Origin of the sequence: Achromobacter sp. UBA2119, from assembly GCF_002331005.1 — a bacterium.
Classification (GTDB): domain Bacteria; phylum Pseudomonadota; class Gammaproteobacteria; order Burkholderiales; family Burkholderiaceae_B; genus Achromobacter; species Achromobacter animicus.
Genome location: NZ_DCYD01000009.1, coordinates 679,334 through 704,873 on the forward strand (window position 1 = coordinate 679,334; position 25,540 = coordinate 704,873).

At 66.4% G+C, this 25,540-nt stretch carries 23 protein-coding genes; 16 read left to right on the forward strand and 7 right to left on the reverse strand.

Translation table 11 applies throughout. The annotated features are described in order from the left end of the window. Positions 1-130 precede the first annotated feature (130 nt). The 3 genes from serS to B3098_RS08325 all read right to left on the reverse strand — a co-directional run bounded on the left by serS (position 131) and on the right by B3098_RS08325 (position 3,751). Entirely contained in the window at positions 131-1,477 is a 1,347-nt protein-coding gene (gene serS / locus B3098_RS08315) for a serine--tRNA ligase (protein ID WP_286894451.1), read from the reverse strand. Positions 1,478-1,522: 45 nt separating this feature from the next. Further along, the gene (locus B3098_RS08320) at positions 1,523-2,863 is read right to left on the reverse strand and encodes a replication-associated recombination protein A (protein ID WP_056568621.1); all 1,341 of its coding nucleotides are present in this window, start codon (positions 2,861-2,863) and stop codon (positions 1,523-1,525) included. A gap of 96 nt (positions 2,864-2,959) precedes the next feature. Then, positions 2,960-3,751: a deaminated glutathione amidase gene (locus B3098_RS08325; protein WP_286894453.1), complete on the reverse strand. Its 792-nt coding sequence runs from the start codon at positions 3,749-3,751 to the stop codon at positions 2,960-2,962. A gap of 177 nt (positions 3,752-3,928) precedes the next feature. Here B3098_RS08325 and B3098_RS08330 point away from each other — a divergent pair, with 177 nt between their 5' ends. The 9 genes from B3098_RS08330 to B3098_RS08370 all read left to right on the forward strand — a co-directional run bounded on the left by B3098_RS08330 (position 3,929) and on the right by B3098_RS08370 (position 13,644). Continuing rightward, positions 3,929-5,197, forward strand: a complete 1,269-nt coding sequence (locus B3098_RS08330) for an amino acid deaminase (RefSeq protein WP_286894454.1) — start codon at positions 3,929-3,931, stop codon at positions 5,195-5,197. Positions 5,198-5,307: 110 nt separating this feature from the next. Further along, entirely contained in the window at positions 5,308-6,867 is a 1,560-nt protein-coding gene (locus B3098_RS08335; protein WP_286894455.1) for an ABC transporter substrate-binding protein, read from the forward strand. A 90-nt stretch (positions 6,868-6,957) separates the two neighbouring features. Then, positions 6,958-7,899 (forward strand): ABC transporter permease, encoded by a 942-nt coding sequence (locus tag B3098_RS08340; protein WP_175184149.1) that lies wholly within the window; start codon positions 6,958-6,960, stop codon positions 7,897-7,899. Positions 7,900-7,908: 9 nt separating this feature from the next. After that, positions 7,909-8,778, forward strand: coding sequence for an ABC transporter permease (locus B3098_RS08345; protein ID WP_056568629.1), 870 nt, complete (start codon positions 7,909-7,911; stop codon positions 8,776-8,778). A gap of 2 nt (positions 8,779-8,780) precedes the next feature. Further along, positions 8,781-9,788, forward strand: a complete 1,008-nt coding sequence (locus tag B3098_RS08350; protein ID WP_286894458.1) for an ABC transporter ATP-binding protein — start codon at positions 8,781-8,783, stop codon at positions 9,786-9,788. Then, positions 9,785-10,783 carry an ABC transporter ATP-binding protein gene (locus B3098_RS08355; protein ID WP_175184148.1) on the forward strand — a complete coding sequence of 333 codons (999 nt, stop codon included), beginning with the start codon at positions 9,785-9,787 and terminating at the stop codon, positions 10,781-10,783. Before B3098_RS08350 ends, B3098_RS08355 begins: the two co-directional genes overlap by 4 nt. A 29-nt stretch (positions 10,784-10,812) precedes the next feature. Then, the gene (locus B3098_RS08360) at positions 10,813-11,685 is read left to right on the forward strand and encodes a MurR/RpiR family transcriptional regulator (RefSeq protein WP_175123132.1); all 873 of its coding nucleotides are present in this window, start codon (positions 10,813-10,815) and stop codon (positions 11,683-11,685) included. A 12-nt stretch (positions 11,686-11,697) separates the two neighbouring features. Beyond that, positions 11,698-13,167: an N-acyl-D-amino-acid deacylase family protein gene (locus B3098_RS08365; protein ID WP_286894462.1), complete on the forward strand. Its 1,470-nt coding sequence runs from the start codon at positions 11,698-11,700 to the stop codon at positions 13,165-13,167. Positions 13,168-13,206: 39 nt separating this feature from the next. Further along, positions 13,207-13,644, forward strand: a complete 438-nt coding sequence (locus B3098_RS08370) for a RidA family protein (protein ID WP_175123134.1) — start codon at positions 13,207-13,209, stop codon at positions 13,642-13,644. A gap of 139 nt (positions 13,645-13,783) precedes the next feature. On the opposite strand, the gene lolA is transcribed toward B3098_RS08370, so the two are convergent. Both lolA and B3098_RS08380 read right to left on the reverse strand, forming a co-directional pair. After that, on the reverse strand, positions 13,784-14,407 hold the full coding sequence (gene lolA, locus B3098_RS08375) for an outer membrane lipoprotein chaperone LolA (RefSeq protein ID WP_175123354.1): 624 nt from the start codon (positions 14,405-14,407) through the stop codon (positions 13,784-13,786). Then, positions 14,407-16,788, reverse strand: coding sequence for a DNA translocase FtsK (locus B3098_RS08380; protein WP_175123135.1), 2,382 nt, complete (start codon positions 16,786-16,788; stop codon positions 14,407-14,409). The genes lolA and B3098_RS08380 overlap by 1 nt, the downstream gene beginning before the upstream one ends. A 42-nt stretch (positions 16,789-16,830) precedes the next feature. On the opposite strand from B3098_RS08380, the gene trxB reads away from it, so the two are divergent. From trxB to B3098_RS08405, 5 genes are read left to right on the forward strand one after another with little or no spacing between them, the layout of a single operon-like run. After that, positions 16,831-17,790, forward strand: a complete 960-nt coding sequence (gene trxB / locus B3098_RS08385) for a thioredoxin-disulfide reductase (RefSeq protein WP_076519114.1) — start codon at positions 16,831-16,833, stop codon at positions 17,788-17,790. Beyond that, positions 17,777-18,451 carry a Smr/MutS family protein gene (locus B3098_RS08390; RefSeq protein ID WP_279974817.1) on the forward strand — a complete coding sequence of 225 codons (675 nt, stop codon included), beginning with the start codon at positions 17,777-17,779 and terminating at the stop codon, positions 18,449-18,451. The genes trxB and B3098_RS08390 overlap by 14 nt, the downstream gene beginning before the upstream one ends. Next, positions 18,448-18,777, forward strand: a complete 330-nt coding sequence (locus B3098_RS08395; RefSeq protein ID WP_056568656.1) for a DMT family transporter — start codon at positions 18,448-18,450, stop codon at positions 18,775-18,777. The genes B3098_RS08390 and B3098_RS08395 overlap by 4 nt, the downstream gene beginning before the upstream one ends. Positions 18,778-18,809: 32 nt before the next feature. Beyond that, the gene (locus B3098_RS08400; RefSeq protein ID WP_279974818.1) at positions 18,810-19,442 is read left to right on the forward strand and encodes a hypothetical protein; all 633 of its coding nucleotides are present in this window, start codon (positions 18,810-18,812) and stop codon (positions 19,440-19,442) included. Further along, positions 19,429-20,559, forward strand: coding sequence for a hypothetical protein (locus B3098_RS08405; protein ID WP_286894468.1), 1,131 nt, complete (start codon positions 19,429-19,431; stop codon positions 20,557-20,559). The genes B3098_RS08400 and B3098_RS08405 overlap by 14 nt, the downstream gene beginning before the upstream one ends. Here B3098_RS08405 and B3098_RS08410 read toward each other — a convergent pair. Both B3098_RS08410 and B3098_RS08415 read right to left on the reverse strand, forming a co-directional pair. Next, positions 20,556-22,646 (reverse strand): sodium:solute symporter family protein, encoded by a 2,091-nt coding sequence (locus tag B3098_RS08410; protein ID WP_175123139.1) that lies wholly within the window; start codon positions 22,644-22,646, stop codon positions 20,556-20,558. The two genes, B3098_RS08405 and B3098_RS08410, sit on opposite strands and share 4 nt — an antisense overlap. Then, complete coding sequence (locus B3098_RS08415; RefSeq protein WP_175123140.1) at positions 22,646-22,924, reverse strand: DUF4212 domain-containing protein; 279 nt, start codon at positions 22,922-22,924, stop codon at positions 22,646-22,648. Before B3098_RS08415 ends, B3098_RS08410 begins: the two co-directional genes overlap by 1 nt. Positions 22,925-23,662: 738 nt before the next feature. On the opposite strand from B3098_RS08415, the gene B3098_RS08420 reads away from it, so the two are divergent. Both B3098_RS08420 and kdpA read left to right on the forward strand, forming a co-directional pair. Then, positions 23,663-23,752: a potassium-transporting ATPase subunit F gene (locus B3098_RS08420; protein ID WP_286894471.1), complete on the forward strand. Its 90-nt coding sequence runs from the start codon at positions 23,663-23,665 to the stop codon at positions 23,750-23,752. After that, positions 23,752-25,530: a potassium-transporting ATPase subunit KdpA gene (gene kdpA, locus B3098_RS08425; RefSeq protein ID WP_286894473.1), complete on the forward strand. Its 1,779-nt coding sequence runs from the start codon at positions 23,752-23,754 to the stop codon at positions 25,528-25,530. The genes B3098_RS08420 and kdpA overlap by 1 nt, the downstream gene beginning before the upstream one ends. Positions 25,531-25,540 lie beyond the last annotated feature (10 nt).

The window sequence follows — 25,540 nt, forward strand, 5'->3', positions numbered from 1 at the left end:
AAAATCAAGCACTCACGCGAGCACGATAGCGTTCCAAAACGACAGGAATATGTCGGCAATGATAAAAAAAAACGGAGCCCGAAGGCTCCGTCTTTTCATCAGCCATATGGCCGATGGACGTGCGGCAATATCAGGGCTTGAGTACCGAAATACCACCCATGTACGGCTGCAGCGCTTCCGGAATCAGCACACTGCCGTCGGCCTTCTGGTGATTTTCCAGCACGGCGACCAACGCACGGCCAACCGCCAATCCCGAACCGTTCAGCGTGTGCACGTATTCCGGCTTGCCTTGGGCATTGCGGAAACGCGCCTGCATGCGGCGGGCCTGGAAGGTTTCGCAGTTGGACACCGACGAGATCTCGCGCCAGGTGTTTTGCGCCGGCAGCCAGACTTCCAGGTCATAGGTCTTGGCCGAACCAAAGCCCATGTCGCCCGTGCACAGCAGCACGACGCGGTAAGGCAGATTCAGCAACTGCAGCACGCGCTCGGCATGGCCGACCATTTCTTCCAGCGCGTCGTACGACTGGTCCGGCTGCGTGATCTGCACCATTTCAACCTTGTCGAACTGGTGCTGACGGATCATGCCGCGGGTGTCGCGGCCGCCGCTGCCGGCTTCGGAGCGGAAGCACGGCGTGTGGGCAGTGAGCTTGAGCGGCAGATCGGCGGCAGCCTGGATCGCGCCGCTGGCCACGCTGGTCAGCGTGATTTCCGACGTGGAGATCAGGTACTGGTCTTCACGCACATACGGCTTGCCCTGGTCGTCGACCTTGGGATCGTCGTCGCCGCCGCCTTTGGAGACCGCGAACATGTCGTCCTTGAACTTGGGCAGCTGGCCGGTGCCGAACAGCGTCGAGGCGTTGACGATGTACGGGGTGTAGCACTCGGTGTAGCCGTGCGTGCCCGTTTGCAGGTCCAGCATGAACTGGGCCAGCGCGCGGTGCAGGCGGGCGATGGGGCCGCGCATGAACGAAAAGCGCGCGCCCGACAGCTTGGCGGCCATGTCGAAGTCCAGGCCCAGCGGTTCGCCCAACGACACGTGGTCGCGCGCTTCGAAGGCCAGCGCAGGCGGGTTGCCGTCAGCGCCCGCTTCGCCAGGCAGCCAGCGGCGGACCTCGACGTTGTCGTCGGCGGATTCGCCCAGCGGCACGCTGGCGTGCGGCAGGTTCGGCACCGACATCAGCAGGTCGTTGAGCGGCTGCTGCAGCGCGGCCAGCTCTTCCTCGAGCTGCTTCAGGCGCTCGGGCACGGCTTGCGATTCCGCCATGACGGCGCTGGCGTCCTCGCCCTTGGCCTTCAGTTGGCCGATCTGCTTGGCCAGCGCATTGCGGCGGGCTTGCAGGGACTCGGTCTCGGTCTGGACGGCCTTGCGGCGAGACTCCAGGTCGTTGAACCGTTCCGTGTCGAAGGCGACGCCGCGGGTCTTGAGGCGGTCTACGACGGTTTGCAGGTCTTTACGCAGCAGTATCGGGTCTAGCATGGTGAGGTCGGTGAGGTTGCAAAAAAGGTGGCGGGACTTTGCCCGTCACCGGTTCTTGGCGCGTTCCTGCGCGTCCAGCTCGCGCAGGAATGCCAGCTTCTGCTGGATTTTAGCCTCCAGGCCACGATCGGTCGGCCGATAGAAGGAAGGCTTGAGTCCGTCAGGGAAATATTGCTCGCCCGCGGCGTAGCCGTGAGGCTCGTCGTGCGCATAGCGGTAGGCCTTGCCGTGGCCCAGCTGTTTCATCAGTTTGGTCGGCGCGTTGCGCAGGTGGATGGGCACCGGCGCGCTGCCGTGTTCCGCCGCGAACTTGCGGGCCTGGTTGTACGCGTTGTAGACGGCGTTGGACTTGGCGGCACACGCCATGTAGACCACGGCCTGCGCCAGCGCCAGCTCGCCTTCGGGGGAACCGAGGCGCTCGTAGATGTCGGCGCCGTTTACCGCCAGGTCCGTGGCGCGGGGGTCGGCCAGGCCGATGTCTTCGACCGCCATGCGCACCAGGCGCCGCGACAGGTACTTGGGATCGGCGCCGCCGTCGATCATGCGGCAGAACCAGTACAGCGCCGCGTCCGGATTGGAGCCGCGGACCGACTTGTGCAACGCGCTGATCTGATCGTAGAAGGCGTCGCCACCCTTGTCGAAGCGGCGCAGATTCTGCGACAGGGAAATTTCGAGCCAGGCCGCATCCACCGTGTCGCGTCCGGCGGACTGCGCCGATTCGGCCACGACTTCCACCGCGCTGATCAGCCGGCGCGCATCGCCATCGGCCCAGGCGGCCAGTTGCTCGCGCGCGTCGGGTTCGATGCGGATCGCCGCGCCGTCGTCTTGTCCTTCGTTGAGCGCCTGCACGGCGCGGTCAACCAGCTGCTGCAGCTCTTCGGCCGTCAGCGACTGCAGCACGTAGACGCGCGCTCGCGACAGCAAGGCGGAGTTGACCTCGAACGAGGGGTTTTCGGTGGTCGCGCCAATGAACGTGAACAGCCCGCTTTCGACATACGGCAGGAAGGCATCCTGCTGCGCCTTGTTGAAGCGGTGAACCTCGTCAACGAAAAGGATCGTGCGGCGGCCCTGGCCTTGCGCGATCTGCGCCACCGTCACAGCGTCGCGGATGTCCTTCACGCCGCCAAGCACGGCCGAGATGGCGATGAACTGCGCGTCAAAGCCGTCGGCCATCAGACGCGCCAGCGTGGTCTTGCCCACGCCCGGCGGCCCCCAGAAGATCATGGAGTGCGGACGGCCGGATTCGAAGGCGACGCGCAGCGGCTTGTCGGGTCCCAGCAGGTGCGACTGACCGACCACGTCGGCCAGGGTGCGGGGACGCAGGCGTTCGGCCAGGGGAACGTAAGGCCGATGCGCAGGATCGGCCGCGAAGAGATCGTTGCTCATTGGCAGCAGATGAAGGAATACAGCAAGGATTTCAAGCCTGCATTACACCATGTCCGGCTCGGCCCCCTTGCCTGCCAGCCGCCCCCCGCGCCAGGCCTACGCCAGTTCGGGCGGACCGAACCGTCGGTTGGCCAGCACGGGCAAGACCTTGCGGGCATGGGCCAGCCGTTCGGGGTCAATGTCCGCAAAGACCAGCGCAGGCGCTTCGCCGGCCCGCGCCGTGACCACCCCCAGCGGATCCACGACCATGCTGCACCCGATATTGCGTTCGCCGCATTCGCCAGTGGCGGCGACGTAGCAGGTGTTTTCCAACGCCCGCGCGATCACCAGGACCTCCCAGTGCATTTCCTTGAGCGGACCGCGCACCCAGGCGGCCGGGAGCACGAGCAGGTCGGCGCCGTCCAGCGCCAGCCGGCGGGCCAGTTCGGGAAAGCGCACGTCGTAGCAGGTCATGAGGCCCACGCGCAGACCGCCGATATCCAGCAACGGCGGGATGTCGGTGCCGGGGGTGACATTGGTGGACTCCTTCATGGTGAAGGCGTCGTACAGGTGCAGCTTGCGGTACTGCGACAGGATCTGGCCGTCGCGGATGGTGACCAGCGTGTTCCAGACGCGGCCCTCGCCCGTCGGCACGTGGACGCACATCATCGTGGCCAGGTCCGAACCGCGGCTGGCGTCGAGCAGACGCGTGATGAACGGGCCATCCAGCGGCTGCGCGGCCTTGAGCACGATCTGCGGGTCGGTGATGTCGCGGGCCAGGATGCCTTCGGGCAGAACCAGCAGCCCCGCCCCGCCAGCGCGGGCGCGTTCCATCAGGTCCACGCAGACCTGCGCGTTTTCTTCCCAGACGCGGCTGACGGCGAACTGGCCCAGGGCGACTTTCAGCATGGCTTTTCCTTTGTCGAAGCACGAGAGCGCCCTGTGGGGCGCGCAGCATGGACCTATTTTCCCACCGTCGGCGCGGCCGGGGCTACGGGAAACTCCTAGCTCCCGCTTGTAAATTTCTTTCACGATAATGAAAAAAACCAGGTTTGACGTAAATATTTTCCATACCGGACCGCCGCCATGACCAACTCCTCCTCCCCCGCAGCGCCCCTGGACGTGAACGGCAAAGGCCTGGGCGCGTTTCCCGAGTCCTGTACCACCGCCGACGTGGCGGCGCTGAACTGGAATCTGCTGAACGAAGACGTGAGCCTGCCGGTGGCCGTGCTGTACGAAGCGCGCGTGCGCCACAACCTGCAGTGGATGCAGCAGTTCATGGAGGCCTATCACGTCAAGCTGGCGCCGCACGGCAAGACGACGATGAGCCCGGCGCTGTTCAAGCGCCAGATCGACAACGGCGCCTGGGGCATCACGCTGGCCACCGCGCCGCAGGTGCTGGCGGCCTACCAGCACGGCGTGCGCCGGGTGCTGATGGCCAACCAGCTCGTGGGCCGCGCCAACATGGCCATCATTGCGCGCCTGCTGCAGGATCCCGCCTTTACGTTCTTCTGCATCGTGGATTCGGTCGCCAACGCTGCGCAACTGGGCAAGTTCTTCGGCGACGAGGGCAAGGTGCTGCCCGTGCTGATCGAACTGGGTCCGGCCGGCGGACGCACCGGCGTGCGCGATGACGCACAGTTGCAGGCCGTGGCCGACGAGATCGCCCGCTGGCCCGGCCTGGCGCTGGCCGGCATCGAAGTCTACGAAGGCGTACTGCAGGAAGAAGGCGCCATCCGCGCGTTTCTGCGCCGCGCCACCGATGCGCTGCGCGGCCTGGCCGCCGCGGGCCGACTGCGCAAGAATGGTCCGGCCATCATCTCCGGCGCCGGTTCGGCCTGGTTCGATGTGGTCGCCGAGGAATTTTCGCAACTGGACATCGGCGGCGCCCTGGAAGTGGTGCTGCGTCCGGGTTGCTACCTGTCGCATGACGTGGGCATCTACCGCACCGCCGCCGAGCGCATCAATGCGCAGAACCCGGTGGCGCGCAAGATGGAGCCCGGCCTGCAGCCCGCCTTGCAGGTCTGGGCCTACGTGCAGTCACTGCCCGAACCCGGCCGCGCCATCATCGCGCTTGGCAAGCGCGACGCCGCTTTTGACGCGGGCCTGCCCACCCCCGCCCTGCTGTACCGGCCCGGTTCGGTGCAGCCCGGCGCCGCGCCGGCCCACTGGAAGCTGTCCGCCATGATGGACCAGCACGCCTTCATGCAGGTGGGCGACGGCGACGACATCCAGGTCGGCGACATGATCGCCTTCGACATTTCGCATCCCTGCCTGACGTTCGACAAATGGCGCCAGGTGCTGCTGGTGAACGAGCACTACGGCGTCACCGGCGTGGCCGAAACCTTCTTCTAGTCCCCTGCCCGCGGCACCGCGCCAGGCCCCACGGGGACCGCAGCATCCGGGCACCGGCGCGCATCCGATTTCACGCGACAACCTGTTTCTGTTCCTCTGGAGAGAGAATCATGAACTTCCGTACCTCCCGGCGAGGCGGTGGGCTGAAGAGCCTGCTCGCGGCCGGCGCAATTGGCTTGACCGCTTTGTCGACCCCCGCCCTCTGTGCCACGCCGGTCAAGGGAGGCACGATCTCTGTCGCCACCATCGGCGAGCCGCCGACGCTGGACCCGATGACCAGCACGGCCGACCTGGTTGGCATCCTGACCCAGCACTTCTTCGAGACGCTGTACACCTTTGACGCCAAGTGGAACCTGACGCCGCTGCTGGCCGACAAGATGCCGGAAGTGTCGGCCGACGGGCTGGTCTATACGATCCCGCTGCGTCAGGGCATCACGTTCCATGACGGCTCGAAGATGGATTCGTCGGACGTGCTGGCGTCGCTGAAGCGCTGGACCGAGACCGCCACGCGCGGCAAGATGGCCGCCAAGATCATCAGCGGCATCGAGGCCCCGGACGCCAACACGATCCGCATCACGCTCAAGCAGCCGTACGCGCCGCTGACCGCCCTGCTGGCCATGAACAACAGCGCCGCGGTCGTCATGCCCAAGGGCAAGATCGCGCCGGCCCTGACCGAATTCGTCGGCACCGGCCCCTATCAGCTCAAGGCCCGCGTGCCCGACCAGTACGTGCAACTGGTGCGCTTTGACGGCTACAAGCAGCGCGAAGGCGAGCCCAACGGCTACGGCGGCGCGCGCAAGCAGTACCTGGACGAGATCCGCTTCGTGCCGGTCAGCAATGCCAACACCCGCGTGGAGAGCGCGGTGGCGGGACAGTTCGACTACGTGGACTCGCTGCCCGTGGAGTCGCTGCCCAAGCTGAAGAATGGCCGCTCCGATCCGGTCATGCTCAAGCCCTTCGGCTGGCCTCGCCTGGTGCTCAACACCAAGCAGGGCATCATGTCGAACCAGGCCGTGCGCCAGGCGGTGCAGCTGGCCCTGAACGAAGAAGACATGCTGTTCGCGGCGTTCGGCGACAAGAACTTCTACAAGCTCAACGGCGACCTGTATCCCGAAGGCTTCCCGTGGGCCACATCGCTGGGCGGCAAGGTCTACAACAAGGGCGACGCCGCGGCAGCCAAGAAGCTTGTCGACAGCGCCAACGTGCATGACCGCAAGATCCGCATCCTGACCAGCCAGCAGTACGAGTTCCATTACAAGATGGCGCTGGTTGCCGCCGAATACCTGAAGGCCGCCGGCTTCACGGTGGACATGCAGGTCGTGGATTGGGCCACGCTGACGCAACGCCGCCAGGATCCGGCCGTGTGGGACATTTTCATTACCCACAGCCCCTTCCTGCCTGAGCCCGCGCTGATCGACTTCCCGTCCAAGGACGCGCCGGGCTGGTGGGACACGCCGCGCCGCAACCAGGTGCTGGACGCCTTCAACCAGGCCGGGTCGCAGGAAGAGCGCGTCAAGCGCTGGGCCGACGTGCAGCAGGCCGTGTACGACGAAGTGCCGTTCATCAAGGTGGGCGACTTCAACGCGCAGGCTGCGCGCTCGCCATCGCTGCAAGGCACGCAGGCGGTGCCGTGGCCGTACTTCTGGAACGCCTGGAAGGCGGCCAAGTAAGCCCCTGCCCCGGCGGGCGGCCGCAGCCGCCCGCCACCGCAGACCGCGCGATCCGCTCGCGCCCACGAGAATGATTTCCAGGACTCCACCGTGTTGCGTTATCTCTTGAATCGGCTGGTCGGGCTGGTGGCCGTGATGTTCATCGTCGCGACCATCGTGTTCGTCATCATCCGCCTCACGCCCGGCGACCCGGCCGCCGTGATGCTCGGCCCGCAGGCCAGCCAGCAGGACATCGCCGCCCTGCGCGCGCAGCTGGGGCTGGACCAGCCCGTGGCGATGCAGTACGTGTCGTGGCTGGGCAAGCTGCTGCAGGGCGACCTGGGCCAGTCCATCTTTATGAACAAGCCGGTGCTGGCGGCGCTGGCCGACCGCGCCGAACCCACGATCCTGCTGACGTTGATGTCGCTATTGATCGCCAGCGCCATCGCGCTGCCCGTCGGCATTTTGTCGGCGGTCAAGCGGGGCACCACGCTGGACCAATCGGTGCTGTCGTTCTCGATGTTCACATCCAGCGTGCCGAGCTTCTGGCTGGGGCTGCTGCTGATGCAGGTGTTCTCCGTGAAGCTGGGCTGGCTGCCGGTGGCCGGCTATGGCGGACCGGACGCCTCGCTGGCCACGCGCCTGTCGCACCTGATCCTGCCTGCGGTCGTGCTGGGACTGGTGAATTCGGCGCTGATTACCCGCTTCATCCGCGCCAGCATGCTGGACGTGCTGCGCGACGACTACGTGCGCACGGCGCGCGCCAAGGGCCTGCCGGAACGCAAGGTCATCCTGAAGCACGCGGTGCGCAACGCGCTGATCCCGATCCTGACGGTGCTGGGCCTGACCACGGCGCTGCTCATCAGCGGCGCGGTGGTGACCGAGACCGTGTTCGGCCTGCCCGGCGTGGGCAGCCTGGTGGTGTCGGCCGTGCTGCGGCGGGATTACCCCGTCATCCAGGGCGCGCTGCTGATCATCGCGGCCATCTATGTGCTGATCAATCTGTTCATCGACCTGCTGTATCTGGTGGTCGACCCCCGCGTGCGTTACTGAGCCATCGACATGACGACTGCAACTTCCATGAATCCCGGCTCGGACCGCTGGCAGGTCCTGCGCCTGCTGGTGTCGCGCAAGACGGTGCTGATCAGCCTCATCGTGATCGTCGTGCTGGCGGCCGCCGCGCTGCTGGCGCCGTGGATCAGCCCCTACGATCCGTTCAAGCTGTCCATCATGAACCGCCTGAAGGCGCCAGGCGCCGCGCACTGGTTCGGCACCGACGACTTCGGCCGCGACGTGTTCAGCCGCGTCATCCACGGCGGACGGCTTTCGCTGATGGTGGGCTTTTCCGTTGTCATCCTGTCCAGCGTGCTGGGCATTGCGCTGGGACTGATCGCCGGCTTCTTCCGCACCGCCGACAAGTTCGTGTCGCGGCTGATCGACGCGATGATGGCGTTCCCGGACATCCTGCTGGCGATCTCGCTGGTGGCCGCGCTGGGGCCGTCGCTGGTCAACGTGGTGATCGCGCTGGGGATCGTGTACACGCCGCGCCTGGCGCGCATCGTGCGGGCCTCGACGCTGGTGATCCGCGAGCTGCCCTTCGTGGAAGCGGCCCGCGCGCTGGGCGTGCCCACGTGGCGCATCGTCACCGTGCACGTGCTGCGCAACCTGGTGTCTCCCATCCTGGTGCAGGGCACCTTCATCTTCGCGTACGCGATCCTGGCCGAAGCGGGCCTGTCGTTCCTGGGCGTGGGCGTGTCGCCCGACATTCCGACCTGGGGCACCATGATCAACGCCGGCCAGCAGTACATGGGCTCGGCGGACTGGATCATGATCTTTCCCGGCATCGCCATCGTGCTGTCCGTGCTGTCGCTGCAACTGGTGGGCGACGGCCTGCGCGACGTTCTCGATCCGCGCCTGCGCAAGGAGCTGTAAACATGACCGCAAGCACCCGAGACATCGTGCTGTCGGTGGAAGGTCTGAAGACCTGGTTCCACAGCCGCGACGGCATCGCCAAGTCGGTGGACGGCGTCACGTTTGACCTGGCCCGCGGCGAAACGCTGGCCATCGTCGGCGAATCCGGTTCCGGCAAATCCGTGACCAGCCTGTCCATCATGGGCCTCTTGCCCAAACCGGCCGGCCGCATCGAGGCCGGCAAGATCCTGTTCCGCGACCGCCAGGGCGTCCAGCACGATCTGGCGCACGCCGCGCCGGCCACGCTGCAACGCATCCGCGGCGCCGAGATCGCGATGATCTTCCAGGAGCCCATGACCAGCCTGAATCCGCTGTACACCGTGGGCGACCAGATTGCCGAAGCGGTGCTGCAGCACGAAGGCGGCTCGCGCGCCGCGGCATTGAAGCGCGCCCGCGAGATGCTGGAGCGCGTCGAGATTCCGGCGGCCGACCGCCGCGTCAACGAATACCCGCACCAGATGTCGGGCGGCATGCGCCAGCGCGTGATGATTGCGCTGGCCCTGGCGTGCAATCCCGCGGTGCTGATCGCCGACGAGCCCACCACGGCGCTGGACGTGACGGTGCAGGCGCAGATCCTGGACCTGCTGCGCCGCCTGCAGGCCGAGATGAACATGAGCATCCTCTTCATCACGCACAACCTGGGCGTGGTGGCCGAGATCGCGCATCGCGTGGCCGTCATGTACGCCGGTCGCGTGGTGGAAGACGCCGGCGTCTACGACCTGTTCGAAAAGCCCACGCATCCCTACACCCGCGGGCTGCTGTCCTGTCTGCCGACCGCCGCGCTGCTGGGGTCGGGCGAACGTCTTCGCGCCATTCCGGGCAACGTGCCCAGCGTGCTGTCGCTGCCGGCAGGCTGCACGTTCGCGCCGCGTTGCCCGCTGGCCGCGGACGACTGCCGCGCGGGCGTTCCCGACCTGGTGACGGTGCAGGCCGAACACCGCGCCCGCTGCATCAAGGTGAACCCGATATGACGAGCATTCCGACTCCCCGCGCCGCCGAGCCGCTGGTGCGCATCGACGACCTGAAGGTCCACTTTCCGACCTCGCAGGCGCGCAACGCCCCCGTCGTGCGCGCCGTGGACGGCGTGAGCTTCGACGTGCCGCGCAACACCATTGTCGGCCTCGTCGGCGAATCCGGCTCCGGCAAGACCACCACCGGCCGCGCGTTGCTGCGCCTGTTTGCCCCCACTGCCGGCCGCATCGTGTTCGACGGACAGGACATCACCACGCTGAACGAAAAGCAGATGCTGCCGTGGCGCCGCCGCATGCAGATCGTGTTCCAGGACCCGTACGCCAGCCTGAATCCGCGCATGACGGTGGCCGAGATCCTGGGAGAGGCGCTGGACACGCACAAGCTGGCGCAGAACCGCCGCGCCGAGCGGATCGGCGAACTGCTGGAACGCGTGGGCCTGAATGCGGACCACAGCCGCCGCTATCCGCACGAATTTTCCGGCGGCCAGCGCCAGCGCATCGGCATCGCCCGCGCGCTGGCGGTTGAACCCGACTTCATCGTGGCCGATGAACCCGTATCCGCGCTGGACGTGTCAGTGCAGGCGCAGGTGCTGAACCTGCTGCAGGACCTGCAACGCGACCTGGGCCTGACGATGCTGTTCGTGGCGCATGACCTGGCCGTGGTGGATTACCTCTGCGACGACGTCGTGGTGATGTACCTGGGCCGCGTCATGGAGCGCGGGCCGACCAGCGAGGTCTACGCCCGCCCCCGCCATCCCTACACCCGCGCGCTGCTGTCTGCCGCGCCCGTGCCGGATCCGCGCGCCCCGCGTTCGCGTATCCTCCTGAAGGGCGATATCCCGAGCCCGGTGAACCCGCCTTCCGGCTGCGTGTTCCGCACGCGCTGCCCGCACGCCATCGACGCCTGTGCCGCGGCCGTGCCGCCGGCCGTCGGCGTCAGCGCGGACCACTACGTGTCCTGCATCCGACTCGACGATCCCGCGCTTGCGGCCTGAGCCCGCCCGAATTGATCCAGGAATCACACATGAACATCATCCGCGACATCGTCTTCCAGATACGCAGTCGGCGGGACGCATTGAGCGTGACCGAACGCAAGGTGGCCGACGCCATTCTGGACGACATCATCTGGAGCGCAAGCGCCACGGTGGACCAGCTTGCCGCCAAGGCCGGCGTCAGCATCGCCACCATCTCGCGCTTTGCGCGCACGGTGGGCTGCGACGACACGCGCGACCTGAAGATGAAGCTGGCGCAGGCCAGCACGGTGGGCAGCCGCTTTCTGGATCCCAGCGCGCCGGCCGAAGAAAGCACGTTCTACGCGCGCATCTACGCCGACATCGAGAGCACGCTGCGCGCGCATCTTCCGGCCTTCACCGAGCAGCTCTTCGAAGCGGCCGCATCCATCGTCGACGGCGCGCGCATGATCTATGTCTTCGGCATGGGCGGCGCATCCGCGGTGCTGGCGCAGGAAGTGCAGTCGCGCCTGGTGCGGCTGGGCTATCCCATCGCCGTCTACAGCGATGCCGTGCTGCTGCGCATGGTGGCGGCCACGCTGGACGAGCGCGACGCCGTGTTGGTGTTGTCGGCCTCGGGCCTCACGCCTGAAATCGTCGGAGCGGCGCGCATCGTCAAGCAATACCGCGCCAGCATCGTCGCCATCACGGACGCCTCGTCCGAACTGGCGAAACTGGCCGACGTCGTGCTGCCCATCCGCACCGACGAAACCGACTTCATCTACAAGCCCTCCGCCTCGCGCTACGCGATGATGCTGGCCATCGACCTGCTGTCGACCGAACTGGCCATGCTGAACCAGGAAGAAAACCGCGAACGCCTGCGCCGCATCAAGCTGGCGCTGGACGAGCACCGCGGCGGGCCGAACCGCCTGCCGCTGGGCGATTGATCTGGAAACAAGATGTACGACACCCTCATAGGCAACGTCCGGATCCTGGACGGCTCCGGCGGTCCGGAAATCCGCGCCAGCGTGGCGCTGGCAGATGGCCGCATTGCCGCCATCGGCGACCTGCCCGGCGCCCCTGCGCGCCAGATCATCGACGGCACCGACCTGGCGCTGGCGCCCGGCTTCATCGACGTCCACACGCACGACGACACCAACGTCATCCGCACGCCGGACATGCTACCCAAGCTGTCGCAGGGTGTGACGACGGTGGTCGTGGGCAATTGCGGCATCAGCGCCTCGCCGGTGACGCTGCGCGGCGATCCGCCCGACCCGATGAACCTGCTGGGCAAGCGCGAAGACTTCCGCTACGCCACCTTTGCCGACTACACCCGCGCCATCGAAGCCGCGCAGCCCGCCGTCAACGTGGCCGCGCTGGTCGGGCATACCGCCTTGCGCAGCAATCACATGGACCGGCTGGACCGGGCGGCGACGCGGGAAGAAGTGCTGGCGATGCGCGAACAGTTGCGCGACGCGCTGGCGCACGGCGCTATCGGCTTGAGCACGGGCTTGGCCTATGCGTCGGCGTTCGAGGCGGATACGGCCGAGGTCAAGCTGCTGGCCGAGGCGTTGGACGAGTTCGGCGCGCTGTACACGACGCATCTGCGCTCGGAGTTCGCCGCCATCCTGGAGGCCATGCAGGAAGCCTTCGACATCGCCCTGCATGCGCGCGTGCCGGTGGTGGTGTCGCACCTGAAATGCGCGGGGGCCGGCAACTGGGGCCGCACGAAAGAGGTGCTGTTCGCGCTGGAGAACGCGGGGCGCATGCAGCACGTGGGTTGCGACTGCTATCCGTATTCGGCCAGTTCGTCGACGCTGGATCTGAAGCAGGTCACTGACGAATTCGACATCGACATCACGTGGTCCGAGCCGCATCCGGAACAGGCACGCCGCAAGCTCGCGGCCATCGCGGCCGACTGGGGCGTGACCTTGCTGGAGGCGGCAAAGCGGCTGCAACCGGCCGGTGCGGTGTATCACAACATGCACGAGGACGACGTGCGACGCGTGCTGTCGCACCGCCTCACGATGGTCGGATCAGACGGCCTGCCGAACGACCCCATGCCGCATCCGCGCTTGTGGGGCGCCTTCCCGCGCGTGCTGGGTCATTACAGCCGCGACGTAGGCCTGTTTCCGCTGGCCCAGGCCGTGCACAAGATGACCGGCCTGTCTGCCGCCCGATTCGGCCTGGCCGAGCGCGGCTTCGTGCGCGAGGGTTATCACGCTGACTTGGTGCTGTTCAACCCCGACACCGTCATCGACAGCGCCACTTTCGCTGAGCCCGTCCAGACTGCGGCGGGCATCGAGGCGGTGTGGGTCAATGGCGTCCTGTCCTACCGCAAGGGCCAGGCCACCGGCGAGCGCGCTGGCCGTTGGCTGCCGCGCAGCGGCGACCTGCGAAAGTCTTACCCCGATCTTTCGGCCGCCTGACTGCGGCGGCATCCGGACATCTTCAAGGAGAACCATCCCATGAGCGCTACCCCCACTCCCGACAACAACGGCATCACCCGCTACGGCGTGGCCGGTGGCACCGGCCAGGGCGGCTCGCACATGCCCTTCGCCCGCGCCGTCGCTGCGGACGGCTGGCTGTATGTGTCCGGCCAGGTGCCGATGGACAACGGCGAAGTGATCGAAGGCGGCATCGTCGCGCAAAGCCACAAGGCCATCCAGCAGGTGCTGGCGATCCTGCAGGAAGCCGGCTACGGTCCCGAACACGTCGTGCGCTGCGGCGTCTGGCTGGACGACGCGCGGGATTTCGCGTCGTTCAACAAGGTGTTCAAAGAGTATTTCGGCGCGAATCCGCCAGCGCGTGCCTGCGTGCAGTCGAGTCTGGTCGTGGATGCGAAAGTGGAAGTCGATTGCGTGGCGTATAGGAGCCCCCACGCCGCGACCACTAACGTGGTCTAGCTGCCCCCCAAGGGCTGCCCCGCCTTGGGGCGGCCCGGCGGCGTGGCGCATGCTAACGGAAGGTGTCTGACCCCGCCGTCAAAACGAAAATGCCCGGTTTCCACCGGGCATTCTGCATTGGGCTGGAGCCAGCACCGCACTACATCTTCACCACATCCACGCCCTTGGGCGCGGTGAACTGGAATTCCTTGGCGGGCAATTGCGGATTGGCCTGAATGCCAGACAGGTCGACGCGAGTGGTCTGGCCGAACGAATCCAGCAGCTCCACACGCACCGGCAGGTTGTTCTTCATGCCGATGTCCACGCGCGAGAACCCGGCGTCGGCCGTGCGCGGCTTGGCGCGCAGCCAGTCCACGCCGTCCTTGGCGGGCAACGCCGATACGTCGAACGATTGCTCAAGCGACCCGGAGCCGAAAAGAATGGCCGCAGGCGACGTGCCAATAGCCGCGTCAACCTTGCGCTCGGTGACCTGGGCCAGGTCCGGGTCGTACTGGAACACCTGGCGGCCGTCGGAAATCACCAACTGCTCATAAGGCTTCTGCACGGCCCACTTGAATTTGCCGGGCCGCTGGAACGAGAACACCCCGGTCTGCGCGGGCTGCGTCCGGCCCTGATCGTTGACGGTGTACTGCGAGAACGATCCGGTGGCCGAGGTGACCGTGCTCACGAAAGCGCGCAATTGCTCCTGCGCGCTGGCGGCCAGCACCAAAGTCGGCGACAGGCCCAGGACCGCGACGGCGGCCAGCCTTTGAAACGTCTTCATCATGCTTCCTCTCGGGCGGCGGCTGCGGGAACCAGGATCTCGCGGTTCCCATTGGATTGCATCGCCGACACCATACCCGATTGCTCCATCTGCTCGAGTAACCGGGCTGCACGGTTGTAACCAATGCGCAGGTGACGCTGCACCAGCGAGATCGACGCGCGGCGGTGCTTGAGCACGACTTCGCAGGCCTGGTCGTACATCGGGTCGGATTCCGCGTCGCCGCCGATGCCCGTGACGCTGCTGGCGCCCTCGGCGCCGTCGCCGTCCAGACCGCCTTCCAGGAGGCCCTCGACGTAATTGGGCTCACCCTGCGACTTCAGGCTCTCGACCACGCGATGGACTTCGTCGTCGCTGCAGAACGCGCCGTGCACGCGCACCGGCAGGCCCGTGCCCGGCGGCATGTACAGCATGTCGCCCTGACCCAGCAGGGTTTCCGCGCCCATCTGGTCAAGAATGGTGCGCGAGTCGATCTTGGACGACACCTGGAACGCGATGCGGGTCGGAATGTTGGCCTTGATCAGGCCGGTGATCACGTCCACGCTGGGACGCTGCGTGGCCAGGATAAGGTGGATGCCGGCTGCGCGCGCTTTCTGCGCCAGACGGGCGATGAGTTCTTCGATCTTCTTGCCGACGACCATCATCAGGTCGGCCAGCTCGTCGATGACGACGACGATGGTCGGCAGCGGGGACAGGGGCTCGGGCTGGTCGGGCGTCAGCGAGAACGGATTGGGGATCGGCTCTTCGCGCTTGATCGCGTCGCGGATCTTGGTGTTGTAGCCGGCCAGGTTGCGCACGCCCATCTTGCTCATGAGGCGATAGCGCTTTTCCATTTCGCCCACGCACCAGTTCAGCGCGTTGGACGCCTGGCGCATGTCGGTGACGACCGGCGCCAAAAGGTGCGGGATGCCTTCATAGACGCTCATTTCGAGCATCTTGGGATCGATCAGGATCAGGCGGGTGTGCGAGGCGTCGGCCTTGTACAGCAGCGACAGGATCATCGCGTTGATCCCGACGGACTTGCCCGAGCCGGTTGTGCCGGCCACCAGCAGGTGAGGCATCTTGGCCAGATCGGCCACCACCGGGTTGCCGGCGATATCCTTGCCCAGCGCCATGGTCACGACGGAATGGCTGGCGTGATAGGTCTGCGAACCCAGAATTTCGGACAGGCGCACCATCTGGCGGCGCGGATTGGGCAGTTCCAGCCCCATCAGGTTTTTGCCGGGGATGGTCTCGACCACGCGGATGCTGACCAGGCTGAGCGCCCGCGCCAGGTCCTTGGCCAGGTTGACGATCTGGCTGCCCTTCACGCCGGTGGCCGGTTCGATCTCGTAGCGGGTGATGACGGGGCCGGCCTGCGCCGCGACCACGGTGACCGACACGCCGAAGTCGGCCAGCTTCTTTTCGATCAGACGCGAGGTGAATTCGATGGTCTCGGCCGAGACGGTTTCCTGGTTGTTCAGGGGAGGATCAAGCAGACCGAGGGTGGGCAGGTCGCCTTCAGCGCCGCCCGTGGGCGGGAAGAACAGCGATTGCTGCTTTTCCTTTTCGACGCGCTCGGACTTGGGCACCACGGTGATGGCCGGCTCAATACGCACCGGCTGCTCGTGGACCAGCTTTTCCTGCTTGGCCACAACCTGTTCGGTGCGCACGGCCTTGGCGACTTCGCCGACCTTGCGATCCTGACGCGCCGTATAGGAATTGCGCATCTTGCGGACCAGGCCTTCCAGCCAGGAACCGACGCGCTCGGCCACCGCCAGCCACGAGAACGAGAAAAACAGGCTGAGCCCGATCGCGAGCATGACCAGGAAGGCGAGCGTGGCGCCGGTAAAGCCGATGCTGCTGCCGATCAGGCCGGCCAGCATCTGGCCGATGACCCCGCCCGCGCCGCTGGCCGTTTCCGAGGCGCCGGGCAGGTGCGTGCCGCGGCTGGCCAGGCGCAGGGCTTCCATGCCGAGCGAGCCCACCATCAGCAGAAAGAAGCCGATGCCCTCTTCCCAATGGACACGCGGCAGCACTTCGGGCTGCTTGCTATTGGCGACGCGCAACTGCGCGGCCAGCCGCCGATAACCGGCGCGAACGCGGTGCAGCAGCAGGATGACCCACCACCAGGCGGAAAAACCGAATAGATAGAGGAGGATGTCGGCCAGATAGGCGCCCAGGCGTCCCCCCTGGTTGCGCACGACATCGCCCGGAACCGAGTGCGACCAGCCAGGGTCGGACGCGCTCCAGGTGGCGAGCACCAGGGTAAGCCAGGCCGCCAGGGCGGCAAAGAGGATCCAGCGGGCTTCACGCAACAGCGCGGAAATGCGCGTTTGCAGCGGCGAAGGTCCGTTGCGGGTGTTGCGCGAGGCGCGCGGAGAAGCAGTCGAGATACGCGGCATGCGGCTCATTATAATTGGGCGTTACCCTAAAGATACCTGCCCATGTCCACGCCTACGCACGCTAAAGTTTTGATACTCGGTTCCGGCCCCGCCGGTTACACGGCGGCCGTCTATGCGGCACGCGCCAATCTTAACCCTGTTCTTGTTACAGGTTTGGCCCAAGGCGGCCAGCTCATGACCACCACGGACGTCGACAATTGGCCGGCCGACGCGGATGGCGTGCAGGGCCCCGACCTGATGCAGCGCTTCCAGAAGCACGCCGAACGCTTCAACACGGAAATGCTGTTCGACCACATCGCCAAGGTCGACCTCTCCAAGCGTCCCTTCACCTTGACCGGCGACACCGGCAAGATCTACACCTGCGACGCGCTGATCATCGCGACCGGCGCCTCGGCCAAATACCTGGGCCTGCCGTCCGAACAGTCCTTCATGGGCCGCGGCGTTTCCGGCTGCGCCACTTGCGACGGTTTCTTCTACCGCAACCAGGACGTGGTCGTGGTCGGCGGCGGCAATACCGCTGTCGAGGAAGCCCTGTACCTGTCCAACATCTGCCGCAAGGTCACGCTGATCCACCGCCGCGACAAGTTCCGCGCCGAGCCCATCCTGGTCGACAAGCTGATGAGCAAGGTCGAAAACGGCAACATGGAGCTCAAGCTCTTCCACACGCTGGAAGAAGTGCTGGGCGACGACAGCGGCGTGACCGGCGTGCGTGTTCGCCACGTGGACACCGGCGCGACCGAAGACATGGCCGTCACCGGCGCCTTTATCGCCATCGGCCACCAGCCCAACACGGAAATCTTCCAGGGCCAGCTCGAAATGAAAGACGGCTACATCGTCACCAAGAGCGGCCTGTCCGGCATGGCCACCATGACCTCGGTGCCCGGCGTGTTTGCCGCCGGCGACGTGCAGGACCACGTCTACCGCCAAGCCATCACCAGTGCCGGCACGGGCTGCATGGCCGCCCTGGACGCCCAACGGTGGTTGGAGAATGCGGGGCAATAAGGTCGGCGTGGCCGACCTGAAACGCCTGAAGAAAGACCTGCAGGAAGAGCGCGAGCGCGCCGCCCTCGCCCCGCCACGGGCGGCGGCAGCGCCGGCGCGCGCGGCATCGCCCCCCGAGGACGATCTGGCGGCGTTCAAGCGTTCGATGAAGTCCGTCACGCCGATCCGGCACACGGAACGCGTCACGCACAAGCCCCCCGCCGAACCCGCGCCCGCCCTGCGCCGCGCCAACGCGCTGGGCGAAACGCCCAGCCGCGCCGATGCCGGCGTCTCGGACGGCGGCGAGATCACCCATCTGCTGTCCGAAGGCGGCACCGCCTTCGTGCGCGGCGACGTGGCGCCCGACACCGCGCGCAACCTGCGCCGCGGCCAATGGCGCGCCGGGGCTGAACTCGACCTGCACGGACTGCGCGTCGAGCAGGCCCGCCATGCCTTGCTGTCGTTCCTGGACGAATGCCAGGAACACGGCATCCGCTGCGTGCGCATCGTGCACGGCAAGGGCTACAACTCGGAAGGCCTTGAGCCGGTCCTGAAGGACAAGGCGCGCACGTGGCTGGTCCAGAAGGCCGAGGTCATGGCGTTCTCCGAAGCACCCGAACGCGAAGGCGGCGCCGGCGCCCTGCTGGTGCTGCTGCGGCAGTCTGAGGGCCCGCGCAAATGAAATGGCTGTACCTGGGCGTGGCGATCGTCGCCGAGATCTTCGCCACCAGCGCCCTCAAGGGGTCCGAAGGCTTCACGCGGCTGGTGCCGTCCGTCATCACGGTCTTCGGCTACCTGATCTCCTTCTATTTCCTGTCGCTGACGCTGCGCGAGATCCCCGTGGGCATTGCCTACGCGATCTGGTCCGGCGTCGGCATCGTGCTGATCTCCATCGTAGGCGCGGTGCTGTTCAAGCAGCACCTGGACACGCCCGCGCTCATCGGCATCGGCCTCATCATCGCCGGTGTGGTGGTGATGAACGTTTTCTCCAAATCCGTCTCGCATTGACGGCCGTCGCCGGGGTCCTCGCGCGGTGCTTTTTGGCGCAGGGCTTCCTCGCGCAGGGCACGTTGCGCCGCGCGCTGGCGGCCTTCCTGTGCCTGGCCTGCCTATTCGCCGGCAGCGCATCCGCCCACGACTTTGCCCGCGCGGCCGAGCTCAAGCGCTACCGGGCCTGGCTGACCGTCTTCACGCAGGACATAGACCGGCTGGCCGCCGCACGGGGCCCGTTGAACGACGCGCAGCTCGATGCGATGTTCGACAAATCCGTGGTGCCCGGCTCGCGAGCCGCCGGCTTCATCCGGCAGGCCTTCACCCGCCACTCCGGCGACGGCGACTACCGCCCGCAATACGGACCGCGCTCGGTCTTCCTGGGCGTGCTGGCCAGCGGCATTCCCGCCGGCCAAGGCGGCACGTATCCCGAATCCGATGCCGCGTTCAAGGGCACGGATCTGATCGTCTGGTATCTGCATGTGGACGTGGGCGACATGACCAACACCTACCTGCTGTCGTCCGGCCACTTCACCCCCTACCGGCTGCCGCCCGCAGGCACGCTCGAGCGCAAGGCCTATCCCTTCCTGCTGATGGAGTCGCGCGACGGGACGCTGAGGCTGGGCGGTGTCAGCGCCGAGTTGTGGGGCCTCGTTGCATGGCTGCACAATGCCGCGAACTGATTTCGTCCTGCGCCTGCTTGCCCTTGCCGCGCTTTCCGCGGCGCCGGGGCTTGCGCTGGCCCTGTGCCTGCCGCTGGCTTCGGGCGACAAGCTGACCGTCGTCGCCGACGTCCGGCTCGACGACACCAACACGTTGCTGGGCAAAGACGGCTCCCGCGTCCGGAGCTGGCTGCCCCCTGTCCAGGTGCCAGACGGTCCGCGCGCCACGCCGATCCTCTGGGCCGAACGCGTGGACTGGTCCGTCTATGCAGCCGAACCCGGCGCGCGCATCGGCGTCACCGTGCTGCGCTTCGAACGCGGCGTAGACGGCCGCCAGCACCTTTGCGGCATTGTCCAATACAACCCGCACACGGTGGATGAGGCGCGCGCCCAGCCCGGCCCCGCCCTGCCGCCGCCGGACAACGACACTCGCTTTCGGTACGACGCGGCCGGCAGGCTGACCGGTTACGACATCCGCTCGCGCGCCTGGGACGGCCGCGAGAATCGCGCGGTCCGGAACTGCCTGCGTTACGACGCCAATGGCTGGCTGGCGGAACTGGCCGACGGCGCCTGCGACGGCGCCACGCGCCCGCAAGTGCGCTACGTCCATGACGCCGCAGGCCGCCTGTTACGGACCATCCGCCACGCGCCCGAAACCGGCGAGGCGAACGAGGTCATCGTGCATGACGCAAAAGGCGGAGCCGCCCAGCGCTACCTGCGGCCGGTCCGCGACACTAAAGACGGCCTGGGCGCGCAGGCGGCATTGCCGTATCGCGCAGTCCAGGGCGAACACCCGATCCTCGTCTTGCCCAGCCCCAACTGGCAGCCGCCGGCGCTGGACTCCTACCACTACGACTGGGCCATCGTGCAGCCGCGTGGCGACGCCGATGTCTACGACGCCAAGCGCGATCCGTCGTCCGTGCTGGCCAGCGGCAACAGCGGCGCCAATGGGCGCTTCGACCTTAGCGCCGACGCCCGCCAACGTATCTGGAAGGCAGCGGGCCGCGCGCCCGGCGGTGTGCAATGGCTATGGGCGCCGGGTCAGGTCCTGACGCTGTTGCAGGCCATGCCCGACGCCGCCTGGGCAGCCTGCGCCGATCCCGACGACCGCCACCCGGCCGCCTGCCCCGCCCCCTAGGTGTTGTCCGGCTGCGGGTGACGCGCGTCCGGATTGCGCAGGTAATCCACCAGCGCCAACGTGGCCCGGTCAGGCGGCGGCGTCAGCAGCGACACCACCACGATCGTCAGGAACGCCACCGGCGCACCGAACACGCCCGCCGCGATCGGCTGGATGCCCCACCACAGATCCACCGGTTGCGTGCGGGCGATGCCGAGCACCGACTCCCGCAGCCACGGATGCGTATGCGTCATATAGGCGAACGTCACGGCCAGCCCGGCCGCCATGCCCAGCGTGGCGCCCCATTTGTTCGCGCGCCGCCAGAACACGCCCATGACCAGCGCCGGAAAGAACGACGAGGCCGCGAACGAAAACGCGGCCGACACCATGAACAGGATGTCCGCGGGCTTGCGCGCCGCGACCCACGCCGCGCCAAACGCCACCACCAGCAGCAGGATCTTGGACACCATCACCCGCCGCGCCGCCGACATCCGCGGCGACACGACCCGGTACCACATGTCGTGCGACAGCGAATTGGACAGCGTCAGCAGGAGACCGTCGGCCGTGGACAACGCCGCCGCCAGCCCGCCCGCTGCAACCAGCCCCGAAATCACGTAAGGCAGCCCGCCGATCTCTGGCATGGCCAGCACCACCACGTCCGCCCCCATGCTGATTTCGCTGAGCTGCACGACGCCGTCGCGATTGATGTCGCTGACGTCGAGCAGGTTGGTGTCGACCGCGCTCCAGGCATGCACCCAGTTGGGCAGGCTGAGGAAGTTCGATCCAACGACCTGCGTATAGATCTCGAACTTGACCAGCAGCGCCAGCGCGGGCGCCATGAAATACAACAGCAGGATGAACAGCAGCGACCAGCACACCGATTTGCGCGCCTCGATGACGGACGGTGTCGTGTAGGAGCGCATCAGAATGTGCGGCATGCCCGCGGTGCCCAGCATCAGGCACAGCACCATCGCCAGGAAGTTGATGCGCATGTTGCTGCGTTCCTCAGCGTCCTTCGCAGGGAACGGCTCGGCATGTGGCGTGGGCGGCGCGGCCCGGGCCTCGAAGGTCGCCTTGGCCTGCGACCACGTGGCGCGCGCATCTTCGACGGTCGGCGGATAGGCGGCCAGTTCGCGCTCGGCCGACCGGATCTCGACCATGGGCGCATCGCCCGCGTTCAACTGGGCCAGCCGGCTGCGCAGCTTGTCCTTTTCCAGCGTCCACGACTCGGGCAGCGCCTGCAGGCGGCGCCCCATTTCGTCGGCGCGCTGCTGCCAGATCCGGCGCACCTCGATCTCTGAGGGATCGTTCTGCAGGTAGACCTCTTTTTCGGTCACCTGCTGCAGCACCGCCCCGCCCGACAACTGCGGCAACGGCATGTTGGTGTGTTTGACCGACAGCCAGATCACCGGCACGAGGTATGCGATCACCAGGATGATGTACTGCCCGACCTGCGTCCACGTGACCGCGCGCATGCCGCCCAGGAACGAACACACCAGCATGCCGCCTAGCGCCACGAAGATGCCCAGTTCGAACGAGATGCCGGTCATCCGGGTGGTGATGATGCCCACGCCGTAGATCTGGGCTACCAGATATGTGAACGAGCACAGAATGGCGCAGAAGACCCCGGCCAGCCGAGGCAGGTTGCCGCCGTAGCGCGCGCCCATGAAATCGGGAATGGTGTATTGGCCGAAGCGTCGCAGATACGGCGCCAGCAGCATCGCCACCAGCACATAGCCGCCCGTCCAACCCATGATGTAGGCCAGCCCGCCGTAGCCGGTCAGGTACAGCGTGCCCGCCACGCCGATGAAGGAAGCCACCGACATCCAGTCGGCCGCCGTCGCCATGCCGTTGTAGATGGCCGGCACGCGCCGGCCGGCGACGTAGTATTCGACCTGGTCGGACGTGCGGCAGACGATGCCGATGCCGGCGTACAGGCTGACGGTGACCAGCAGGAACACATAGCCGATCCAGTTGCGCGGCATGCCCAGGATCTCGGCCAGCGCCATCAGCAGGATCATCAGCGCGAAGCCGGCCGTGTACAGCACATAGATGCGCCGCAGCCGGATGCGGAACTCCTGCGGGGTGTCTCCGGTGAAAAACGGCATCAGCGCGGCTCCCCGGTTTCGTCGGCGCGCTCATCGGCGCGATTCATGACCCGGGCGTAGACGGCGATGATGATCAGGTAGGCCAGCGGAGCGCCATAGGCGGCCATCCAGAAGGCGAAGGGCCAACCGATGAAGTCGAAGGAGAGGCTGCGTGCGAAGTACGAGGGGATGAAGGTCAGCGCCGCCCAGACGGCGAGCAGCAGCACGATCAGCCGCAGATTGCGGCGCCAGTAGGGCGTGATGGATGTCCGGGACGGAGTAAGGCGCGTTTGCGGCATAGCGTGGATAAGCAGATCCCATCTGAATATCGCCAAACGCAGCGCTTGAAAAGCCCTGAAGCTTGATTTGCCGGCTTTTTATGCGACAACGGCTGGCACTTCCTGGTGCCAGCCGTTGTGCGTTTGCTTTTTTTGAGTACTGCTTTACTTTTTTTATGTACCGGTGCCGCCGGTATTTGCCCATGCAGGGCTTTGTCTCCTCACCTGCATGGGAAGAGATTCTGCACCAGATGCGGGAATGCCACACTAGGGGAATGCCCTAAGACGGAGCATTCATTTACATATTTCATGCACCATATTAGTGCATTTTGGGGTCGCTGTACTAAATATTGGGATTTTTCCGGCAAATCGGCCCATCGTACCGCCTAATTCTTGAGCAGTGCTCAGTTAGTGATCGTGGCCGATGGCGCTGGCCGTCCAAGTCCGTGCATCGCGAAGCGCCCGATTCCGGGCATGGAACCCACAGCATTCCAGATCATCTTTACGCGCCGTTTACACCCCGCCCGCCAAGCTATACCCCGTTTTTACCCCCCGCTCCGTAACCTGCCGGTGTCCTGAAGGGTCACCTCGCCTGCCCGGCGCGCATCCGCTTTCTGCCGCGCAGGCCTGTTCGAAGGGAGCAAGCCTCCCGGGGAGAAAAAACGTGGATCTCATTTATATCGCCATCTTCACCGTGATGGCCGGGCTGACCTGGGCCCTTGTCCGGTTCTGCGACGCATTGTCCGCCGGAGACCAGCCATGAACTGGCTCTACTGGCTGAGCGGCCTGACGGCCGCGTTCCTGTTCGTGTACCTGCTGGTCGCGCTGTTCAAACTGGAGAAATTCTGATGACCCCCGAATTCGTCGGGCTGCTGGTCCTGTACCTGGCAGTCCTGCTTGCGATCGCGCCCATCCTGGGCCGCTACATCCGCATCGCCATGGAAGACGGCCGATCCCGGCTGACCGCCTGGGGCCGGCCGATCGAGCGCGGCATCTACCGGATGGCGGGCATCGACCCGCAGGCAGAAATGGGCTGGAAGCGTTATGCCGCCGCCGTGCTGGTCTTCAACCTGGTGGGCATTGCCGCCGTCTACGCGCTGCAACGCGTGCAGGGGCTTCTGCCGCTGAACCCCGCGGGCCTGGGCGCCGTGTCGCCCGATTCGGCGCTGAACACCGCCATCAGCTTCGTCGCCAACACCAACTGGCAGGGCTATGCCGGCGAATCCACGATGAGCTACCTGACGCAGATGCTGGCGCTGACGGTGCAGAACTTCGTGTCTGCCGCGACCGGCATTGCCGTGCTGTTCGCGCTGATCCGCGGACTGGCGCGGCACTGTTCGGCCACGGTGGGCAACTTCTGGGCCGACATGGTCCGCTGCACGCTGTATGTGCTGCTGCCCTTGTCGCTGGTCCTGGCGGTGGCGCTGGTCAGCCAGGGCGTGATTCAGAACTTCAGCGCCTACCAGGAAGTGCAGACGGTCGAAGCGGTGCGCTACGACGCACCGCGCCTGGACGCGCAGGGCCAGCCCGTACTGGACGCAGCCGGCGCGGCGGTCACCGACCCGGTCACGACGCGCACACAGACGATTGCCATGGGGCCGGTTGCGTCGCAGGAAGCGATCAAGCTGCTGGGCACCAACGGCGGCGGCTTTTTCAACGCCAACTCGGCGCACCCTTTTGAAAACGCCACGCCCCTGTCGAACTTCCTGCAGATGCTGGCGATCCTGGCCATCCCCGCCGCCCTGTGCTTCACCTTCGGCGAGATGGTGGGCAGCCGGCGCCAGGGCATCGCGATCCTGGCGGCGATGACGGCGCTGTTTGCCGTCTTCGCGCTATCCACCGCGTACTTCGAGCAGCAGCCCAATCCGATGGCCGTCCAGGCCGGGGCCGTGACGCCCGGCGGCAACATGGAAGGCAAGGAGACGCGCTTCGGCATCGCCGCCACCTCGCTGTTTGCGACGGTCACCACCGCTGCCTCCTGCGGCGCGGTGAACGGCATGCACGACTCGCTGTCGGCGATGGGCGGCCTGTCGCCCATGCTGCTGATGCAGTTGGGCGAAGTCGTGTACGGCGGCGTGGGTTCGGGGCTGTACGGCATGCTGGCCTTTGCGATCCTGGGCGTCTTCATCGCCGGGCTGATGATCGGGCGCACACCCGAGTACCTGGGCAAGAAGATCGAGGCCTTCGACATGAAGATGGTTTCCATCGTCATCCTGGCCACCCCGCTGCTCGTGCTGGGCGGCACGGCGTTGGCCGTGTCTGTGACGGCGGGCCAGGCCGGGGTGATCAATCCGGGCATCCACGGCTTCTCGGAAATCCTCTACGCGCTTTCGTCGGCCGCCAACAACAACGGCAGCGCCTTCGCCGGGCTGTCGGCAAACACGCCCTTCTACAACGTGCTGCTGGGCATCGCGATGTGGTTCGGCCGGTTCGCCGTGATCGTTGCCGTGCTGGCGATGGCCGGTTCGCTGGCCGCCAAGCGCCGGCTGCCCGCCGGCCCCGGCAGCATGCCGACCACCGGCCCGCTCTTCGTGACGCTGCTGATCGGCGCGGTGCTGCTGGTCGGCGCCCTCACCTACGTGCCCGCACTGGCCCTCGGCCCGGTCGCGGAACACCTGCAACCCTGATGCAACAGGC

Excerpts from the sequence above, each read along its gene's own strand:
- B3098_RS08405 (WP_286894468.1), top strand. The coding sequence starts at position 19,429 with ATGCCGCGAACTGATTTCGTCCTGCGCCTGCTTGCCCTTGCCGCGCTT.
- B3098_RS08350 (WP_286894458.1), top strand. The coding sequence starts at position 8,781 with ATGACCGCAAGCACCCGAGACATCGTGCTGTCGGTGGAAGGTCTGAAG.
- serS (WP_286894451.1), bottom strand. The coding sequence starts at position 1,477 with ATGCTAGACCCGATACTGCTGCGTAAAGACCTGCAAACCGTCGTAGAC.
- B3098_RS08420 (WP_286894471.1), top strand. The coding sequence starts at position 23,663 with ATGAACTGGCTCTACTGGCTGAGCGGCCTGACGGCCGCGTTCCTGTTC.
- B3098_RS08380 (WP_175123135.1), bottom strand. The coding sequence starts at position 16,788 with ATGCCGCGTATCTCGACTGCTTCTCCGCGCGCCTCGCGCAACACCCGC.
- B3098_RS08325 (WP_286894453.1), bottom strand. The coding sequence starts at position 3,751 with ATGCTGAAAGTCGCCCTGGGCCAGTTCGCCGTCAGCCGCGTCTGGGAA.
- B3098_RS08365 (WP_286894462.1), top strand. The coding sequence starts at position 11,698 with ATGTACGACACCCTCATAGGCAACGTCCGGATCCTGGACGGCTCCGGC.
- lolA (WP_175123354.1), bottom strand. The coding sequence starts at position 14,407 with ATGAAGACGTTTCAAAGGCTGGCCGCCGTCGCGGTCCTGGGCCTGTCG.
- B3098_RS08345 (WP_056568629.1), top strand. The coding sequence starts at position 7,909 with ATGACGACTGCAACTTCCATGAATCCCGGCTCGGACCGCTGGCAGGTC.
- B3098_RS08360 (WP_175123132.1), top strand. The coding sequence starts at position 10,813 with ATGAACATCATCCGCGACATCGTCTTCCAGATACGCAGTCGGCGGGAC.
- B3098_RS08330 (WP_286894454.1), top strand. The coding sequence starts at position 3,929 with ATGACCAACTCCTCCTCCCCCGCAGCGCCCCTGGACGTGAACGGCAAA.
- B3098_RS08335 (WP_286894455.1), top strand. The coding sequence starts at position 5,308 with ATGAACTTCCGTACCTCCCGGCGAGGCGGTGGGCTGAAGAGCCTGCTC.
- B3098_RS08390 (WP_279974817.1), top strand. The coding sequence starts at position 17,777 with ATGCGGGGCAATAAGGTCGGCGTGGCCGACCTGAAACGCCTGAAGAAA.
- kdpA (WP_286894473.1), top strand. The coding sequence starts at position 23,752 with ATGACCCCCGAATTCGTCGGGCTGCTGGTCCTGTACCTGGCAGTCCTG.
- B3098_RS08415 (WP_175123140.1), bottom strand. The coding sequence starts at position 22,924 with ATGCCGCAAACGCGCCTTACTCCGTCCCGGACATCCATCACGCCCTAC.
- B3098_RS08320 (WP_056568621.1), bottom strand. The coding sequence starts at position 2,863 with ATGAGCAACGATCTCTTCGCGGCCGATCCTGCGCATCGGCCTTACGTT.
- B3098_RS08395 (WP_056568656.1), top strand. The coding sequence starts at position 18,448 with ATGAAATGGCTGTACCTGGGCGTGGCGATCGTCGCCGAGATCTTCGCC.
- trxB (WP_076519114.1), top strand. The coding sequence starts at position 16,831 with ATGTCCACGCCTACGCACGCTAAAGTTTTGATACTCGGTTCCGGCCCC.
- B3098_RS08370 (WP_175123134.1), top strand. The coding sequence starts at position 13,207 with ATGAGCGCTACCCCCACTCCCGACAACAACGGCATCACCCGCTACGGC.
- B3098_RS08355 (WP_175184148.1), top strand. The coding sequence starts at position 9,785 with ATGACGAGCATTCCGACTCCCCGCGCCGCCGAGCCGCTGGTGCGCATC.
- B3098_RS08410 (WP_175123139.1), bottom strand. The coding sequence starts at position 22,646 with ATGCCGTTTTTCACCGGAGACACCCCGCAGGAGTTCCGCATCCGGCTG.